Below are 15729 nucleotides of genomic sequence, written 5' to 3'. Positions count from 1 at the left end.
CTCGCAAATGACCCAGGACGAACTCAAAACGCTGGTGGGCCAGGCCGCCCTTCAATACGTGACGCCTGGCGAGGTGGTCGGCGTGGGCACGGGCTCCACGGTGAACAAGTTCATCGAGGCCCTGGCCACGGTGAAGGACCGCGTGCCCGGCGCCGTGTCCAGTTCCGAAGCCTCCACCGCGCGGCTCGAGGCCATCGGTATCCCCGTGCTCGAGGCCAACGAGGTGGGCGAGCTCTCGGTCTACATCGACGGCGCCGACGAGATCGACCCGCGCGGACACATGGTGAAGGGTGGCGGCGCCGCACTCACGCGCGAGAAGATCGTGGCGGCCCAGTCGCGCCGCTTCGTCTGCATCGCCGACGAATCGAAGCTGGTGCAAACGCTGGGCGCGTTCCCGCTGCCGGTGGAGGTGATCCCCATGGCCACGGCGCGGCTGGTGCGCCAGTTCGCGGCCCTGGGCGGCCAGGCGCGTGTGCGCCTGAAGGATGGTCGGCCGCTGGTGACGGACAACGGCCAGCACATCCTGGACGTGACCGGCCTGAGCATTGCCGACCCGCTCGCCTTCGAGAGCGAGGTCAACCAGTGGCCCGGGGTGGTGACGGTGGGCGTATTCGCCCACCAGAAGGCCGCCGTGTGCCTGCTGGGCACGTCGGGCGGGGTGAAGACGCTGAACTTCTGAGCGCGCGACTCAGACAGGCCTCAGAAACGGATGCCGGCCGGGTTGTCGGCCGGCGGCTGCACCGGGATCTCGGCCGGCGGTGCGGCGGTGGCGGGCGTGCCGGCCGCAGGGGCACCTGTGGCCGAGGGCATGCCCGGCACCGGCTTGACGGCCACCAGCGGCGTGGGCGCTGGCTGGCGGTAGCCCGGCGGCAGCGCCGATTGTTTTGGGTAGCCCGCCGCGTCGAGGTACTGCGTCCACTCGGTTTCCAGGTAGCCGCGCAACTTCTGCCCGCCGATGGTGAGCAGGGGCAGGGTGGCGTCGCTGTTCAGCCGGCGAAGGGCTTCGGCGTCTTCCGTGGTGTTGATGGTTTTCTCGGTGTACGGAATGCCGCGCGAGCCGAGCAGGTTGCGTCCGCTGTTGCAGGGCGCGCAGTTCTCGCCGGTGTACAGCACCACCGGGTACCGCGACGCGATCTGGCGCAACTCGAACGGCAACTGGGCGCCGCCGGAGGCCGACCCGGAGCTGCTGGCACCGGTCTGCGGGCGCGCGTTCGCGGCGGGCGGGGGCTGGTCGGAGAAGGTGACGCGGCCGTCGGGGCCGACGATGCGGTAGACGCCCTGGGCCGCGGCGGGCAGTGCGGCCAGCAGGCCGGCGGTGGCGAGGGTGGCGGCAATGATCCTCTTCATGTGGCTCACTCGTTGTTGTCTTGGTCGGCGGGGTCGGCGGTGGTTCAGGCCATGCCCTGGTGCCGCAGCAGGGCGTCGATCGACGGTTCGCGACCGCGGAAGGCCTTGAACGATTCCATCGCAGGGCGGCTGCCGCCGGCCTCCAGAATCGACTGACGGTAGCGCCGGCCCGTCGCAACGTCGAGCGTGTTGTGGCCATCGCGCGCCGCGGCCTCCTCGAAGGCGGCGTAGGCGTCGGCGCTGAGCACCTCGGCCCATTTGTAGCTGTAGTAGCCGGCCGCATAGCCGCCCGCGAAGATGTGGCTGAAGGTGTGCGGCGTGCGGTTGTAGGCCGGCGGCATCAGCACCGCCACCTCGGCGCGCACGCGGTTGAGCAGGGTGAGGATGGCCGCGCCGTCGGCTGGCGGGGTGGGCTCGCCGTGCAGCAACATGTCGAACAGGGCGAACTCCACCTGTCGCAGGGTCTGCAGGCCGCTCTGGAAGTTCTTGGCGGCGAGCATCTTGTCGAACAGCGCGCGCGGCAGCGGCTGGCCGGTGTCCACGTGGGCCGTCATGTGCTTGAGCACGTCCCACTCCCAGCAGAAGTTCTCCATGAACTGGCTGGGCAGTTCCACGGCGTCCCACTCCACACCGCTGATGCCCGAGACGTCGCGCTCGTTCACCTGCGTGAGCATGTGGTGCAGGCCGTGCCCGAACTCGTGGAACAGGGTGGTCACGTCGTCGTGCGTGAGCAGGGCGGGCTTGCCACCCACGCCGTCGGCGAAGTTGCACACCAGGTGGGCCACGGGGGTCTGCAGGGTGCGCGAGTCGGGGCGCAGCCAGCGGGCGCGCACGTCGTCCATCCAGGCACCGCCGCGCTTGCCGGTGCGCGCGCCGGGGTCCAGGTAGAACTGGCCCACGAGCTGGCCACCGCGTTCGATCCGGTAGAACTCCACGCCCGGGTGCCACACCGGCGCGTTGTCGCGGCGGATCGCCACCTCGAACAGCGTCTCCACGATCTGGAACAGGCCGGCCAGCACCTTCGGCGCCGTGAAATAGGTTTTGACTTCCTGCTCGCTGAAGGCGTAGCGCGCCTCCTTCAGTTTTTCGCCGATGTAGGGCCAGTCCCAGGCCTGCGGGTCGGCGATGCCCAGGTGATCGGCGGCGAAGGCGCGCAGGTCGGCCAGGTCCTGCTCGGCGAAGGGGCGGGCCTTCTTCGCCAGATCGCGCAGGAAGGCTGTCACCTGCTCGGGCGACTCGGCCATTTTGGGCACCAGCGAGACGTCGGCGAAGTGCCGGTAGCCCAGCAGGCGCGCCTCTTCGTGGCGCAGGGCCAGCAGCTCCACCATCAGGGCCGTGTTGTCGAAGCGGGCCAGCTCGGCCGGCGCCTGGTCGCTGGCGCGGGTGACGTAGGCGCGGTAGAGCTTTTCGCGCAGCGCGCCCGAGCGGGCGAACTGCATCACCGGCAGGTAGACCGGCATCTTCAGGCTGAGCTTGTGGTCGGTGCGGCCTTCGGCGCGCGCGGCAGCGGCGGTGGCCTGCACCACGTCATCCGGCACACCGGCCAGTTCCTCGGTTTCCACGTACAGCGCAAAGGCGTCGGTGGAATCGAGGGCGTTCTCGCTGAACTTCTGCGCCAGCTCGGCGGCGCGCTCCTGAATGGCGGCAAAACGCTCCTTGGCCGTGCCCTGCAGCTCGGCACCGCCCAGCACGAAGCCACGCAGTGCGTTGTGGTGCGCGCGGGCCTGCTCGGCGTTGAGCGAGGCCGGGTCCATGGCCTTGTACTTGGCGTAGAGCCGTTCATCGGCGCCCAGTCGGGTCCAGAACTCGGTGACCTTGGGGAGGGCCGCGTTGTAGGCCGCGCGCAGCGCGGGCGTGTCGGCCACGCTGTTGAGGTGGCTCACGGCGCCCCAAGCGCGCGAGAGGCGCTCGGTGGACACGTCCAGCGTGCTGGCCATGGCCGCCCACTCGGTGGGAAAGCCCGGGGCCGTCACGGCGTCGAGCGCGGCATTGGCCTGGGCCAGCAATTCATCGATGGCGGGCCCGACGGACTCCGGCGTGATCGCGTCAAAGCGCGGCAGGCCACTGAAGTCGAGCAGGGGATTGAGCTGGGCAGGGTCTTGGCGAACGTTCATGGCGACTCAGATGGGTGGCGAGGGGCGGGAGTTCAAGCCGGTGAGGCGCGCAAGCGTTCGGCGGGGCCTCAGCCGGCGTTCTTTTTGATACTTGTTTTGCGGACCTTGGCGCGTTTGAGCTTGCCGCCGGGCGTGATGCGCTGGTTGCCCAGCACCTTCACCACCTTGACCTCCGGCTTCTGGCCCGGGCGCTTGCCGAACTTGAGCACCTTCACCTCGCGCGGGCCGGGCTTGCGGTCTTCGTCGGCGGTACGCGCCTTCTCGGGCAGGGGGCGCCAGAGCACCAGCAGCTTGCCGATGTGCTGGATCGGCGCGGCGTCGAGCGCATCAGCCAACTCGGCCAGCATGGTCTCGCGCGCGGCGCGGTCGTCGTTGAGCACGCGGATCTTGATGAGGCCGTGCGCCTTGAGCGCGGCATCGGCTTCCTTGCGCACGGCGGGGGTGAGGCCGTCGTTGCCGATGTGGACCACGGGGTCGAGGTGGTGGGCCTCGGCGCGGTGGACCTTGCGTTGGGCGGGCGTGAGCGAAATGTAGGGCATGGGAGAATTATCGTTTACCACCCCCGAACAGCGCATGGGCATCAAGGTCCGCACCCAGAGCAAGAAGGTCAACAAGGCCTGGCTCAACGAGCACGTGAACGACCCCTACGTGCGCCTGGCCCAGAAGGACGGCTACCGCGCCCGGGCCGCCTACAAGCTCAAGGAAATCGACGAAACCCTGGGCCTGATCAAGCCGGGCATGGCCGTGGTCGACCTGGGCAGCGCCCCGGGCGCCTGGAGCCAGTACCTGCGCCGCCGCCTCAGTCCCCAGGGCGCGGCCGTCGGCCAGCTCAACGGCACCATCGTGGCGCTCGACCTGCTGCCCATGGAGCCGGTGGAGGGCGTGCAATTCATCCAGGGCGATTTCCGCGAGGCCGAGGTGCTGGCCGCCCTGGAGGCCGCGTTGGCCGAACGCGGGGTGGCCCAGCTCGACCTGGTGGTGTCGGACATGGCGCCCAACCTCTCGGGTGTGGCCGACGCCGATGCCGCGCGCATCGAGCTCCTGATCGAGCTGGCGGTGGAATTCTCCCGCGCACACCTCAAGCGCGACGGCGCGCTGGTGGTCAAGCTTTTCCACGGCGGCGCCTACGATCCCATGCTGGCGCTGTTCCGCCAGACCTTCCGGGTGGTCAAGCCCGTCAAGCCCAAGGCCAGCCGGGACAAATCGTCCGAAACCTTCCTGGTCGGCATGGGTCTGAAGACCTGAACCGTCCGTCTTCCCTTACGTGAACCGGCGGCCCGGATGGGAAAAACCTAAGCTTTCCATTGACATTTCCACGTCACCGACAAACGGCAGGGGGACTTGAAAGTCCTAGAATGCCTTGCATATGCGTGCACTTGCGCGCATGCGCACCCAGGAGCAGCAGTTGAACAACCAGTGGTTCTCGAAAATCGCCGTGTGGATGGTCATCGCCATGGTGCTCTTCACGGTCTTCAAGCAGTTCGACGGCCGCGCGAGTGCAGGCGCGGGGTACATCGGGTACTCCGAGTTCCTTGACCAGGTCAAGGCTCGCCAGATCAAGAGCGCCACCATTCAGGAAGGCCAGGGCGGCACCGAGATCGTGGCCGTCACCCAGGACGACCGGCGTGTGCGCACCACCGCCACCTACCTCGACCGGGGCCTGGTCGGCGACCTGATCAATTACGACGTCAAGTTCGACGTGCGCCCGCGCGAAGAGGGCTCGCTGCTGATGACCCTGCTCGTGAGCTGGGGCCCCATGTTGCTGCTGATCGGCGTGTGGATCTACTTCATGCGGCAGATGCAGGGGGGTGGCAAGGGCGGTGCCTTCAGCTTCGGCAAGAGCAAGGCGCGCATGCTGGACGAGAACAACAACACCGTCACCTTTGCTGACGTCGCCGGTTGCGACGAGGCCAAGGAAGAGGTGAAGGAGGTCGTCGACTTCCTGAAGGACCCGCAGAAATTCCAGAAGCTGGGCGGGCGGATCCCGCGCGGCCTGCTGCTGGTCGGCCCGCCGGGTACCGGCAAGACGCTGCTGGCCAAGTCCATCGCCGGTGAAGCCAAGGTGCCGTTCTTCAGTATCTCGGGTTCCGACTTCGTGGAAATGTTCGTCGGCGTGGGCGCGGCCCGCGTGCGCGACATGTTCGAGAACGCCAAGAAGAACGCGCCCTGCATCATCTTCATCGACGAGATCGACGCCGTCGGCCGCCAGCGTGGCGCCGGCCTGGGTGGCGGCAACGACGAGCGCGAGCAGACCCTCAACCAGATGCTGGTCGAGATGGACGGCTTCGAGACCAACCTGGGTGTGATCGTGGTGGCCGCCACCAACCGCCCCGACATCCTGGACGCCGCCCTGCTGCGCCCGGGCCGTTTCGACCGCCAGGTCTACGTGACGCTGCCCGACATCCGCGGCCGCGAGCAGATCCTCAACGTGCACATGCGCAAGATCCCGCTGGGCACCGACGTGAACGCCGCCATCATCGCGCGCGGCACGCCGGGCATGAGCGGCGCCGACCTGGCCAACCTGTGCAACGAGGCCGCGCTGATGGCCGCGCGCCGCAACGCGCGCACCGTGGAGATGCAGGACTTCGAGAAGGCCAAGGACAAGATCCTCATGGGCCCCGAGCGCAAGAGCATGGTCATGCCCGAGGAAGAGCGCCGCAACACGGCCTACCACGAGTCCGGCCACGCGCTCATCGGCAAGCTGCTGCCCAAGTGCGACCCGGTGCACAAGGTCACCATCATCCCGCGCGGCCGCGCGCTGGGCGTGACCATGAGCCTGCCCGAGAAGGACCGCTACAGCTACGACCGCGAGTACATGCTCAACCAGATCAGCATGCTGTTCGGTGGCCGCATCGCGGAAGAGGTGTTCATGAATCAGATGACCACCGGCGCCAGCAACGACTTCGAGCGCGCCACGCACATCGCTCGCGACATGGTCATGCGCTACGGCATGACCGACGCCCTGGGCCCCATGGTCTACGCGGAGAACGAGGGCGAGGTCTTCCTGGGCCGCTCGGTCACCAAGACCACCAACATCTCCGAGCAGACCATGCAGAAGGTGGATGGCGAGGTGCGCCGCATCATCGACGAGCAGTACGCCGAGGCGCGCCGCCTGATCGAAGAGCACGCCGACAAGATGCACGCCATGGCCAAGGCCCTGCTCGAGTGGGAAACCATCGACGGCGAGCAGCTTGACGACATCATGGCCGGCAAGCCGCCGCGCCCGCCCAAGGACTGGACGCCGCGCAACCCGGTGGGTGGCGGTGGTGGCAGCGGTGGTTCGCCGGCGGTGACGCCGGATCCCGCGCCCAACGCGGCCTGATCGCGCAAGCATCACCACCCGAACGGGGCCATGATTGGCCCCGTTTTCTTTTTCCTTTTCCAAAGTGCTTAACGTGCTCGCCATGCGCTGGACCACCACCCGCTTCGACATCGACCTGAGCGAGCCCCGCGTGATGGGCATCGTGAACGTCACGCCCGACTCGTTCTCCGACGGCGGCCAGCACGCCACCACGCGCGCCGCCATTACCCACGCCGAACAACTGGTGGCCGAGGGTGCGCACATTCTGGACATCGGCGGTGAATCCACGCGCCCGGGCAGCCAACCCGTGCCGCTGGACGAAGAACTGGCGCGCGTGCTGCCGGTGCTGCGCGAGACCCTGCACCTGGGTGTGCCGCTGTCGGTGGATACGAACAAGCCCGAGGTGATGCGCGCCGTGCTGGACCTGGGCGCCGACATCGTCAACGACATCTGGGCACTGCGCCAGGGTGACGCGCTCGGCGCGGTGGCCGCCCACCCGCGCGCCGGCGTGTGCCTGATGCACATGCACCGCGACCCGTTGACCATGCAGGTGGCGCCGCTGGAAGGTGATGTGCTGCCGGTGGTGCGCGGCTTCCTGCGCGAACGCGCCCAGGCTCTGCGCGACCTCGGCGTGGCGCGCGAGCGCATCGTGCTGGACCCCGGCAACGGCTTTGGCAAGACGGTGCCGCAGAACTTCAGCCTGCTCGCGCGCCAGGCCGAGCTGCTGGAGGAGGGCTATCCGCTGCTCGCGGGCTGGTCGCGCAAGTCCTCGCTCGGCGCGGTCACGGGCCTGCAGAACCCAGCCGATCGCGTGGTCGCCAGCGTGGCCGCCGCCTTGCTGGCGGCCGAGCGCGGCGCCCGCGTGCTGCGCGTGCACGATGTGCGCGCCACGGTCGAGGCCCTCAAGGTGTGGCAGGCCGCACGCTGACGCTGGCCGCGCGAGCCCGCCGGGCCGTGATAATCCAAAGGTCACACAAAACAAGCCAGACCCGAGGAGAACAAGACATGGCTCGCCAGTACTTTGGCACCGACGGCATTCGCGGCACCGTCGGTCAAGCCCCGATCACCCCCGACTTCGTGCTGCGCCTGGCGCACGCGGTGGGCCGCGTGCTCAAGCGCACCGAAGCCCATCCCACGGTGCTGATCGGCAAAGACACGCGCATTTCCGGCTACATGCTCGAGGCCGCGCTCGAATCCGGCTTCAACTCGGCGGGTGTGGACGTGGTGCTGCTGGGCCCCGTGCCCACGCCGGCCGTGGCCTACCTCACCCGCGCGCAGCGCGCCAGCCTGGGCGTGGTGATCTCGGCCAGCCACAACCCTTTCGCCGACAACGGCATCAAGTTCTTCAGTGCGCAGGGCACCAAGCTGAGCGACCAATGGGAGCTGGACGTGGAGGCCGCGCTGGACGAGCCCCCGGTCTGGGTGCCGGCGGCGGCGCTGGGCAAATCGCGCCGGCTGGACGACGCGGCGGGCCGCTACATCGAGTTCTGCAAGAGCACTTGCCCGCAGAATCTGAGTCTCAAGGGCCTGAAGATCGTGGTGGACGGGGCGCACGGCGCGGCGTACCACATCGCGCCCGCCGTGTTCCACGAACTCGGTGCCGAGGTCATCAAGATCGGCTGCGCACCCGACGGCCTGAACATCAACGCCGGCGTGGGCGCCACCCACCCGGAGGCCCTGCTGGCGGCGGTGCGCGAGCACGGCGCAGACTACGGCATCGCGCTCGACGGCGACGCCGACCGCCTGCAGATGGCTGACCGCCACGGCCGCCTCTACAACGGTGACGAACTGCTCTACCTGATGGTGGCCGACCGCCTGGCGCGCGACGAGGACGTGCCCGGTGTGGTGGGCACGCTCATGACCAACATGGCGGTGGAGGTGGCGCTGAAGGCGCGCGGCGTGCGTTTCGTGCGCGCCAAGGTGGGCGACCGCTACGTGCTCGAGGAACTGGAGCGCCACGGCTGGATTCTTGGTGGTGAGGGCTCGGGCCACCTGCTGGTGCTTGACCGCCACACCACCGGCGACGGCCTGGTGTCGGCGCTGCAGGTGCTCTACGCCTGCGTGGGCAGCGGCAAGACGCTCGCGCAGTTGCTGGCCGACGTGACGCTGTTCCCGCAGACGCTCATCAACGTGCGCCTGCAGCCCGGGCAGGACTGGAAGACCAACGTCCGCCTGGCCGACACCACCAAGGCGGTGGAGAGTGAGCTGGGCGAGGCCGGCCGCGTGCTGATCCGCGCCAGCGGCACCGAGCCGCTGCTGCGCGTGATGGTGGAGGCGCGCGACGCCGCCGTGGCCCAGGCCAGCGCCGAGCGCCTGGCCGACGCCGCGAGGGCCGCCTGATGGCCGCCGTGTACTCGGTGCGGCGCGCCGACTACGCCCGCCCCGCTGATGCGCGAGCCATTGTGGCCTTGCTGGATGCTTACGCGAGCGATCCGGCCGGCGGCGGAGAACCCCTGAGCGAATTCGCCCGCCAGCGGCTGGTGCCCGAGTTGGCGAGCCGACCGCACGCTTTCAGCGTGCTGGCCTTCGATGGCGAGGCCGCCGTCGGCCTGGTCAACTGCATCGAGGGTTTTTCCACCTTCAAATGCCTGCCGCTGGTGAACGTGCACGATGTGGCGGTGCTCGACAGCCACAGGGGGCGCGGCATCGCAGAGGCCATGCTGGGCGAGGTGGAGCGCATCGCGCGAGAGCGCGGGGCCTGCAAGCTCACGCTGGAGGTGCTGTCGGGCAATGCCCCGGCCATGCGGCTGTATGAACGCGTGGGCTTCGCCGGGTACCAGTTGGACCCGGCGATGGGCAGCGCCCAGTTTTTGCAGAAGTGGCTGGACTGAGCGCTCAGTACAGCAGGTAAGGCCGGCGCGCCTCGGTCCAGGCGGCCTCATCGGCCCGCGCGGCGCCGTCCAGTGCCTCGGGCGGCGCATTCACGTCGTCCACCCATTCGCGCAGCAGCGGCCCGCCGTTGATGAGCTCGATGGCGAGCCGGTCGCGCTCGTACTCATAGGGGAAGTCGCGCCACAGCGGGTAGTCTGGCCGTTGCACGCGAATGGCCCGGAACGCCAGGGCCTGCAGGCGCCAGGGCTGGAAATCCGCGTGGCCGTAGTGCGCGGGGTCTTCCACGTGGATCTGTACGCCGGCGCACAGTTGGCCCACGTGCTTGTGAAATGTCGGCTCGAACCAGCATTCGCGCAGCATGCAACCGCGCAACCACTGCGGTGCAATGCGGCGCATGTCGGCCAGCAGCCGCGCCGTGTCGATGTCGGGCGCGCCGAACAGCTCCAGTGGCCGCGTGGTGCCCCGACCCTCGCTGAGCGTGGTGCCTTCCAGCATGACGGTGCCCGCGTAGGCGCGCGCCATCGACAGGTTGGGTGCGTTCGGGCTCGGGTTTACCCAGCTGCGCTCGCCGATCGGCCAGCCGAAGCCCGGCGCCTCGTCGGGTCGCCAGCCGGCCATGGTGATCACGCGGTATTCCAGCGACAGGCCCAGCGTGGCGATGAACCACTGGCCCAGCTCGCCCATGGTGAGCCCGTGCCGCATGGGCATGGGGCCCGCGCCCACGAAGCTCTCCCAACCCTCGCGCAGCGTGGTGCCTTCCACCGGGCGCCCAGCGGGGTTGGGGCGGTCCAGCACCCACACGGCCTTGCCCAGGCGCGCGGCGGCTTCCAGCACGTAGCGCAGCGTCGTGATGAAGGTGTAGATGCGGCAGCCCAGGTCCTGCAGGTCGACGAGCAGCACGTCGAAGCTGTCCATCATGGCGTCGGTGGGGCGGCGCACCTCGCCGTACAGGCTGAACACCGGAATGCCGAGGCGCGGGTCGGTGTAGTCGGGCGACTCGACCATGTTGTCCTGCTTGTCGCCGCGCAGGCCGTGCTGCGGGCCGAAGGCCGCGCTGAGCTTCACATCGGGCAGGGTGGCCAGGGCGTCCAGGCTGTGCGTCAGATCGCGCGTGACCGAGGCCGGGTGTGCCAGCACGGCCACGCGCCGCCCGGCCAGGGGCGCACGCAGCGCAGGGTCGTTCAGGAAGCGTTCGATGCCGAATTGCATGGGCGTGGGCAGGGAGAAGGTCAATCGGCGGGCAGGCGCAGTGTCCAGCCCGCGGGGTCGTGGAAGTCGGGGGCCGGCCGGGGATGGTGCAGCGCCCAGTGCGACACCTGGCCGCGGACGTCTTCGACCACCGCGCTCAGGCCCAGTTGCCAGGCCCCGGGCGGCAGGTGCCGGCGCTCCAGCACCGCCACCAGATCCACACCGTCGGCGGTGTCGCGCCGCTCGATCAGGGGAGCGTAGGGCGCGCTGGTCTGCGCGTCGCGCACGCGCGTGCGGCTGAAGGCGTAGTCGGCCCACTGGCCCGAGGGGGAGAAATTGAACTCGCGATAGGCGCCCTGGCCAGCCTGGGCGATGAAGGCCTCCAGGCAGGTGTGGCGCCACAGGCCATCGGCCATGCCGCCGCCCTGGGGTTCGGGCCAGCGCACCGCGTCGATGTCGCCGTACACGCGGTAGTGAAGCACCAGTTCGCGCGGCTCGGCGCTCACGCTCACGGCGATGCTGAGCGCGATCGGCGGCGAAGCGGGGTGAGGAATGAGGGGCAGCGGGGTGGGCACGGGCGCCATTGTGTCAGCCCGGGCGCCGTGTCGTTTCACGCAACCGTCACCTGCTTGCCATGTGCGTGCCACGGGTGCGTCGCAGCATGAAGGGCCATGGACAAGACCCAGATCATTGCAGCGACGTCGCTGCCCATGGCCCTCCCGGCGTTCGAGCGCACGGGTGGTTTGCAGGTGCGCTGGGCGCGCCACCTGGACGACGTGCGCGCCGCGCAGCGACTGCGTTTCGACGTGTTCGCGGGCGAAATGGGTGCCCGCCTGTCTACGCCGCTGCCCGGCCACGACATCGATCTCTTCGACGACTATTGCGAGCACCTGCTGGTGTGCGACGCCAACACAGACGCGGTGATTGGCACTTACCGCGTGCTCACGCCCGCGCAGGCCCGCCGCGTGGGCAGCACCTACAGCGACACCGAGTTCGACCTCACCCGCCTGCGCCAGGTGCGCGAGCGCATGGTGGAACTGGGGCGCAGCTGTGTGCACCCCGAGCACCGCCAGGGCGGCGTGATCCTCGCCCTGTGGGGCGCGCTCGGTGCCTTCATGCAGCGCAACGGGCTGGACGTGATGATCGGCTGCGCCAGCATCCCCATGCACCAAGACGGCCGCCTGGCCGCCAGCCTCTGGCGCCAGGTGCGGGAACACCACCTCGCGCCCATCGACTGGCACGTGCGCCCGCGCCTGCCGCTGCCGGTGGACCGGCTGGACGACTCGCTGGACGTGGAGCCGCCCGCGCTCATCAAGGGCTACCTGCGCCTGGGCGCCAAGGTGCTCGGCCCGCCGGCCTGGGATCCGGACTTCAACACCGCCGATCTGCCCATGCTGATGCGGCTGGGCGACCTGCCGCCGCGTTACCGAAAACACCTGTTGGGAGGGGCTGCCTGATGCGAACCGCTTTTGATGCACTGGGTGGCTGGGCCGCAAGATCTCGCCTGCAGGCGGGCGGGGGAGGAGCCTTGCCCATCGACGTCGATCACGGCGACGCCGATGACGCCCCCGACGGCCCGGAGCGCGCCCGCTACCGGGCCGTTTTCATCTCCGACCTGCACCTGGGCACCGCCGGCTGCAAGGCGCGTCCGCTGCTGGAGTTTCTGAAGCAGCACCCCAGCGAGACCCTGTACCTGGTCGGCGACATCATCGACGGCTGGCAACTGCGCCGCAAATGGTTCTGGCCGCAGTCGCACAACGACGTGGTGCAAAAGCTCCTGCGCCGCGCGCGCAAGGGCTGCCGCGTGGTCTTCGTGCCCGGCAACCACGACGAATTCGCCCGCCAGTTCGACGGCAACCAGTTCGGCGGCATCGAGGTGCACAACGAGGCGGTGCACACCACGGCCGACGGCCGCCGCCTGTGGGTGGTGCACGGCGACCACTTCGACGGCGTGATCCAGTGCGCCAAGTGGCTGGCCTACCTGGGCGACAACGCCTACGAATTGTTGCTGCGCCTGAACAACCACCTCAACTCGCTGCGCGCGCGCATGGGCCTGCCGTACTGGTCGCTCTCGCAGTACCTCAAGCACAAAGTCAAGAAGGCCCTGAACTACGTGATGGACTTCGAGCGCGCCGTGGCGGCCGAGGCCCGCTCGCGCGGCTACCACGGGGTGGTCTGTGGCCACATCCACCGGCCCGAGATGCGCCACATCGACGGCACGCTCTACTGCAACGACGGTGACTGGGTGGAAAGCCTGTCGGCCCTGGTGGAGCACCTGGACGGCCGCCTGGAGCTGGTGCACTGGGCGCCGGGCGCCTTGCCCGAAGGCGTCGCGCAGGGTGAAAAAGCGCGCGGCCAAACCATAATCGGCGCATGACCGGCCAACCCACCGCCCCGCGTTTTTCCCTTCTCGACCGCGACCACAGCATCCTCGCGTTCAACGAGCGCGTGATGGACTGGGCGCGTCGCCAGGACGTGCCCGAACTGGAGCGTCTGCGCTACCTCAGCATCGTCTCCAGCAACCTCGACGAGTTCTTCGAGGTGCGCATGGCGCCGCAACTGGCGGCGGCCAAGGCCCACGAAACGCGTGGCCTCTACACCGCCCAGACCTTCGAGGCCTTGTCCGCCGAAGTGCACAAACTGGTGGCCCAGCAGTACGCCATCTACAACGACGAGCTGCTGCCCGCGCTGGAGAAGAAGGGCATCAAGATCGTGGCGCACAGCGAACGCAACGCCCGCCAGCGGCGCCACGTGCGCGAGATCTTCCACAACGAGGTGCAGCCCCTGCTGATGCCTGTGGGGCTGGACCCGGCCCACCCTTTCCCGCAGGTGGCCAACAAGTCGCTCAACTTCATCGTGCGCCTCACCGGCAAGGACGCCTTTGGCCGCGAGAACGAGATCGCCATCGTCAAGGTGCCGCGCATCCTGCCGCGCTTCTTCCGCCTGCCGTCGGTGAAGGGGTCGAAGCAGATCCACTTCGTCTCCATCTCCAGCCTCATCCGCACCCACCTGGGCGAGCTGTTTCCTGGGCGCCAGGTGACCGAGTTCTCGCAGTTCCGAGTCACGCGCCACTCCGACCTGGCGGTGGACGAGGAAGAGGTGAAGAACCTGCGCACCGCCCTGCGCAAGGGACTGCAGCAGCGCCACTACGGGCAGGCGTTGCGCCTGGAGGTCTCCGCCGGCGCCTCCACCTTCCTGTCCGATTTCCTGCTCGAGCAGTTCGCGCTGCCCGAGGCCTGCCTGTACCGCGTGCCCGGCCCGGTGAACCTGGTGCGCCTGAACCAGCTCATCGACAAGGTCGACGCACCCGAGCTGCGCTTCGAGCCTTACCTGCCCGGTTGGCCGCAGCAGCTCACGCCGGGGCAGTCCTTCTTCGAGCGGCTGCAGCAGGGTGACGTGCTGATCCACCAGCCCTACGAGAGCTTCGACGCCGTGCTGTCCTTCCTGCGCGAAGCGGTGGAGGACCCCGACGTGCTGGCCATCAAGCAGACCATCTACCGCACCGGCGCCAAGAGCGAGCTGATGGACCTGCTGCGTGAGGCCGTGCGCCGCGGCAAGGAAGTGACGGCCGTGGTTGAACTGAAGGCGCGCTTCGACGAGGAGGCCAACATCAACTACGCCGAGCGCCTCGAATCCGTCGGGGCGCAGGTGGTGTACGGCGTGGTCGGGCTCAAGACGCACGCCAAGATGCTGCTCATCACGCGCCGCGAGCCCCAGGGCCTGCGCCGCTACGCGCACCTGTCCACCGGCAACTACAACCCGGGCACCGCGCGCGTCTACACCGACCTGAGCTACCTGACGGCCGATGAATCGCTCACGGCCGACGTCGACCAGGTCTTCCTGCACCTGGCCAGCCAGAACCGGCTGGCGAAGCTGAACAAGGCCCTCATCGCGCCCTTCCTGCTGCACAAGGCCATGCTCGACAAGGTGGCCGCCGCCGGCGAGGCCGCCGCGCGCGGGCAGGACGCGCGCATCACGCTCAAGATGAACGCGCTCACCGACGAGTCGCTGGCGCGCGCGCTGGCCGCGGCGTCGCAGCAGGGCGTGAAGGTCGACCTCATCGTGCGCGGCGCCTGCGTGCTGCCGGCCGGCGTGCCGGGCTTCACCGACAACGTGCGCGTGCGCTCGGTCATCGGTCGGCTGCTGGAGCATTCGCGCGTGTATCACTTCCGTGTCGATGGCGACGAGGAGGTCTGGCTGTCCAGCGCCGACTGGATGAACCGCAACATGCTGCGCCGCGTGGAGCTGGCCTGGCCGGTGACCGACCCGGCCCTGCGCCAGCGCATCGTGGACGAATGCCTCAACGCCTACCTGCACGACACGCGCGACGCCTGGCTGCTGCAGCCCGATGGCCGCTATGTGCCGGCCGCTTCCGGGCGCCATCGCAACCACCTGCAGTCGGCCCAGGCCAGCTTGATGGCGCGACACGGTGGGAAGGGGTAGGGCGATGACGGTGCGTGGCATGGACCTGATCCTGTGGCGCCACGCCGAAGCGCAGGACCACCCCGACCCGGCCGAGGGCGTGCCGGGCGATCGGGAGGATCTGGCGCGCCGGCTCACCCCGCGCGGCGAGAAGCAGGCCGCGCGCGTGGCGGCCTGGCTGGACCGGCAATTGCCCGAAGGCGCGCGGGTGTGGAGCAGCCCGGCCGTGCGCTGCGAACAGACGGTGATGGCGCTGGGCCGGCGCTACAAGATCAGCGAGGCGATCGCCCCCGAGGCCCCGGTTGACGCGCTGCTGGAGCTCGTGCAGTGGCCTGCGGGCAAGGGGCCGGTGGTGGTGGTGGGGCACCAGCCCACGCTGGGGCAGGTAATCGCTCGCCTGATGGGCTTCACCGAGGACGATTGCTCGGTGAAGAAGGGCGCCCTGTGGTGGCTGCGCCACCGCGAGCGCAACGGCTCGAACGAGACCGTGGTCGTCACGGTGCAGACGCCCGAGATGCTCTGAGG

General features: G+C 69.0%; 15 protein-coding genes. 10 read left to right on the top strand and 5 right to left on the bottom strand.

The genetic code is table 11. From position 1 onward, the window contains the following. The first annotated feature begins 7 nt into the window (after positions 1-7). Positions 8-679 carry a ribose-5-phosphate isomerase RpiA gene (gene rpiA / locus BN948_RS07500; RefSeq protein ID WP_009517141.1) on the top strand — a complete coding sequence of 224 codons (672 nt, stop codon included), beginning with the start codon at positions 8-10 and terminating at the stop codon, positions 677-679. Positions 680-699: 20 nt separating this feature from the next. Here the strand turns inward: rpiA and BN948_RS07495 are convergent, their stop codons facing one another. From BN948_RS07495 to BN948_RS07485, 3 genes are all read right to left on the bottom strand, one after another. Beyond that, positions 700-1347 carry a DUF4124 domain-containing protein gene (locus BN948_RS07495; RefSeq protein WP_009517139.1) on the bottom strand — a complete coding sequence of 216 codons (648 nt, stop codon included), beginning with the start codon at positions 1345-1347 and terminating at the stop codon, positions 700-702. A gap of 44 nt (positions 1348-1391) precedes the next feature. Continuing rightward, positions 1392-3461 carry a M3 family metallopeptidase gene (locus BN948_RS07490; RefSeq protein WP_009517137.1) on the bottom strand — a complete coding sequence of 690 codons (2070 nt, stop codon included), beginning with the start codon at positions 3459-3461 and terminating at the stop codon, positions 1392-1394. Positions 3462-3529: 68 nt separating this feature from the next. Further along, on the bottom strand, positions 3530-4000 hold the full coding sequence (locus BN948_RS07485; RefSeq protein WP_009517135.1) for a YhbY family RNA-binding protein: 471 nt from the start codon (positions 3998-4000) through the stop codon (positions 3530-3532). A 40-nt stretch (positions 4001-4040) separates the two neighbouring features. Between BN948_RS07485 and BN948_RS07480 the strand changes: the two genes are divergently transcribed. From BN948_RS07480 to BN948_RS07460, 5 genes are all read left to right on the top strand, one after another. Next, complete coding sequence (locus tag BN948_RS07480) at positions 4041-4706, top strand: RlmE family RNA methyltransferase (protein WP_035621026.1); 666 nt, start codon at positions 4041-4043, stop codon at positions 4704-4706. Between the two features lie 160 nt (positions 4707-4866). After that, positions 4867-6783, top strand: a complete 1917-nt coding sequence (gene ftsH, locus BN948_RS07475) for an ATP-dependent zinc metalloprotease FtsH (RefSeq protein WP_035621024.1) — start codon at positions 4867-4869, stop codon at positions 6781-6783. Between the two features lie 82 nt (positions 6784-6865). After that, entirely contained in the window at positions 6866-7690 is an 825-nt protein-coding gene (folP, locus tag BN948_RS07470; protein WP_009517132.1) for a dihydropteroate synthase, read from the top strand. 77 nt (positions 7691-7767) lie between these two features. Beyond that, positions 7768-9102 carry a phosphoglucosamine mutase gene (glmM, locus tag BN948_RS07465; RefSeq protein ID WP_009517130.1) on the top strand — a complete coding sequence of 445 codons (1335 nt, stop codon included), beginning with the start codon at positions 7768-7770 and terminating at the stop codon, positions 9100-9102. After that, positions 9102-9593, top strand: a complete 492-nt coding sequence (locus tag BN948_RS07460; protein ID WP_009517129.1) for a GNAT family N-acetyltransferase — start codon at positions 9102-9104, stop codon at positions 9591-9593. Before glmM ends, BN948_RS07460 begins: the two co-directional genes overlap by 1 nt. A gap of 4 nt (positions 9594-9597) precedes the next feature. Here the strand turns inward: BN948_RS07460 and BN948_RS07455 are convergent, their stop codons facing one another. Both BN948_RS07455 and BN948_RS07450 read right to left on the bottom strand, forming a co-directional pair. Continuing rightward, entirely contained in the window at positions 9598-10803 is a 1206-nt protein-coding gene (locus tag BN948_RS07455; RefSeq protein ID WP_009517127.1) for an exo-beta-N-acetylmuramidase NamZ family protein, read from the bottom strand. Positions 10804-10823: 20 nt separating this feature from the next. After that, a complete protein-coding gene (locus BN948_RS07450; RefSeq protein WP_138820182.1) occupies positions 10824-11357 on the bottom strand; it encodes a DOMON-like domain-containing protein in 534 nt (177 codons plus the stop codon). Positions 11358-11492: 135 nt separating this feature from the next. Here BN948_RS07450 and BN948_RS07445 point away from each other — a divergent pair, with 135 nt between their 5' ends. Genes BN948_RS07445 through BN948_RS07430 form a run of 4 tightly spaced genes read left to right on the top strand, consistent with a single transcriptional unit; the run spans position 11493 to position 15727 of the window. Further along, positions 11493-12239, top strand: a complete 747-nt coding sequence (locus BN948_RS07445; protein ID WP_035621022.1) for a GNAT family N-acetyltransferase — start codon at positions 11493-11495, stop codon at positions 12237-12239. Beyond that, on the top strand, positions 12239-13159 hold the full coding sequence (locus BN948_RS07440) for a UDP-2,3-diacylglucosamine diphosphatase (protein WP_009517123.1): 921 nt from the start codon (positions 12239-12241) through the stop codon (positions 13157-13159). Before BN948_RS07445 ends, BN948_RS07440 begins: the two co-directional genes overlap by 1 nt. Further along, the gene (gene ppk1, locus BN948_RS07435; RefSeq protein WP_009517122.1) at positions 13156-15225 is read left to right on the top strand and encodes a polyphosphate kinase 1; all 2070 of its coding nucleotides are present in this window, start codon (positions 13156-13158) and stop codon (positions 15223-15225) included. Before BN948_RS07440 ends, ppk1 begins: the two co-directional genes overlap by 4 nt. A gap of 19 nt (positions 15226-15244) precedes the next feature. Next, positions 15245-15727 (top strand): SixA phosphatase family protein, encoded by a 483-nt coding sequence (locus tag BN948_RS07430; protein ID WP_035621021.1) that lies wholly within the window; start codon positions 15245-15247, stop codon positions 15725-15727. Positions 15728-15729: the final 2 nt, after the last annotated feature.

The sequence above is a fragment of the Hydrogenophaga intermedia genome (genome assembly GCF_000723405.1).
Classification (GTDB): Bacteria; Pseudomonadota; Gammaproteobacteria; order Burkholderiales; family Burkholderiaceae_C; genus Hydrogenophaga; species Hydrogenophaga intermedia.
This window is presented reverse-complemented; position numbering and strand designations above follow the sequence as displayed.

Bases quoted from the DNA above. Each gene is read 5' to 3' on its own strand.
- rpiA (WP_009517141.1), top strand. From the start codon at position 8: ATGACCCAGGACGAACTCAAAACGCTGGTGGGCCAGGCCGCCCTTCAA.
- BN948_RS07495 (WP_009517139.1), bottom strand. From the start codon at position 1,347: ATGAAGAGGATCATTGCCGCCACCCTCGCCACCGCCGGCCTGCTGGCC.
- BN948_RS07490 (WP_009517137.1), bottom strand. From the start codon at position 3,461: ATGAACGTTCGCCAAGACCCTGCCCAGCTCAATCCCCTGCTCGACTTC.
- BN948_RS07485 (WP_009517135.1), bottom strand. From the start codon at position 4,000: ATGCCCTACATTTCGCTCACGCCCGCCCAACGCAAGGTCCACCGCGCC.
- folP (WP_009517132.1), top strand. From the start codon at position 6,866: ATGCGCTGGACCACCACCCGCTTCGACATCGACCTGAGCGAGCCCCGC.
- glmM (WP_009517130.1), top strand. From the start codon at position 7,768: ATGGCTCGCCAGTACTTTGGCACCGACGGCATTCGCGGCACCGTCGGT.
- BN948_RS07460 (WP_009517129.1), top strand. From the start codon at position 9,102: ATGGCCGCCGTGTACTCGGTGCGGCGCGCCGACTACGCCCGCCCCGCT.
- BN948_RS07455 (WP_009517127.1), bottom strand. From the start codon at position 10,803: ATGCAATTCGGCATCGAACGCTTCCTGAACGACCCTGCGCTGCGTGCG.
- BN948_RS07445 (WP_035621022.1), top strand. From the start codon at position 11,493: ATGGCCCTCCCGGCGTTCGAGCGCACGGGTGGTTTGCAGGTGCGCTGG.
- BN948_RS07440 (WP_009517123.1), top strand. From the start codon at position 12,239: ATGCGAACCGCTTTTGATGCACTGGGTGGCTGGGCCGCAAGATCTCGC.
- ppk1 (WP_009517122.1), top strand. From the start codon at position 13,156: ATGACCGGCCAACCCACCGCCCCGCGTTTTTCCCTTCTCGACCGCGAC.
- BN948_RS07430 (WP_035621021.1), top strand. From the start codon at position 15,245: ATGGACCTGATCCTGTGGCGCCACGCCGAAGCGCAGGACCACCCCGAC.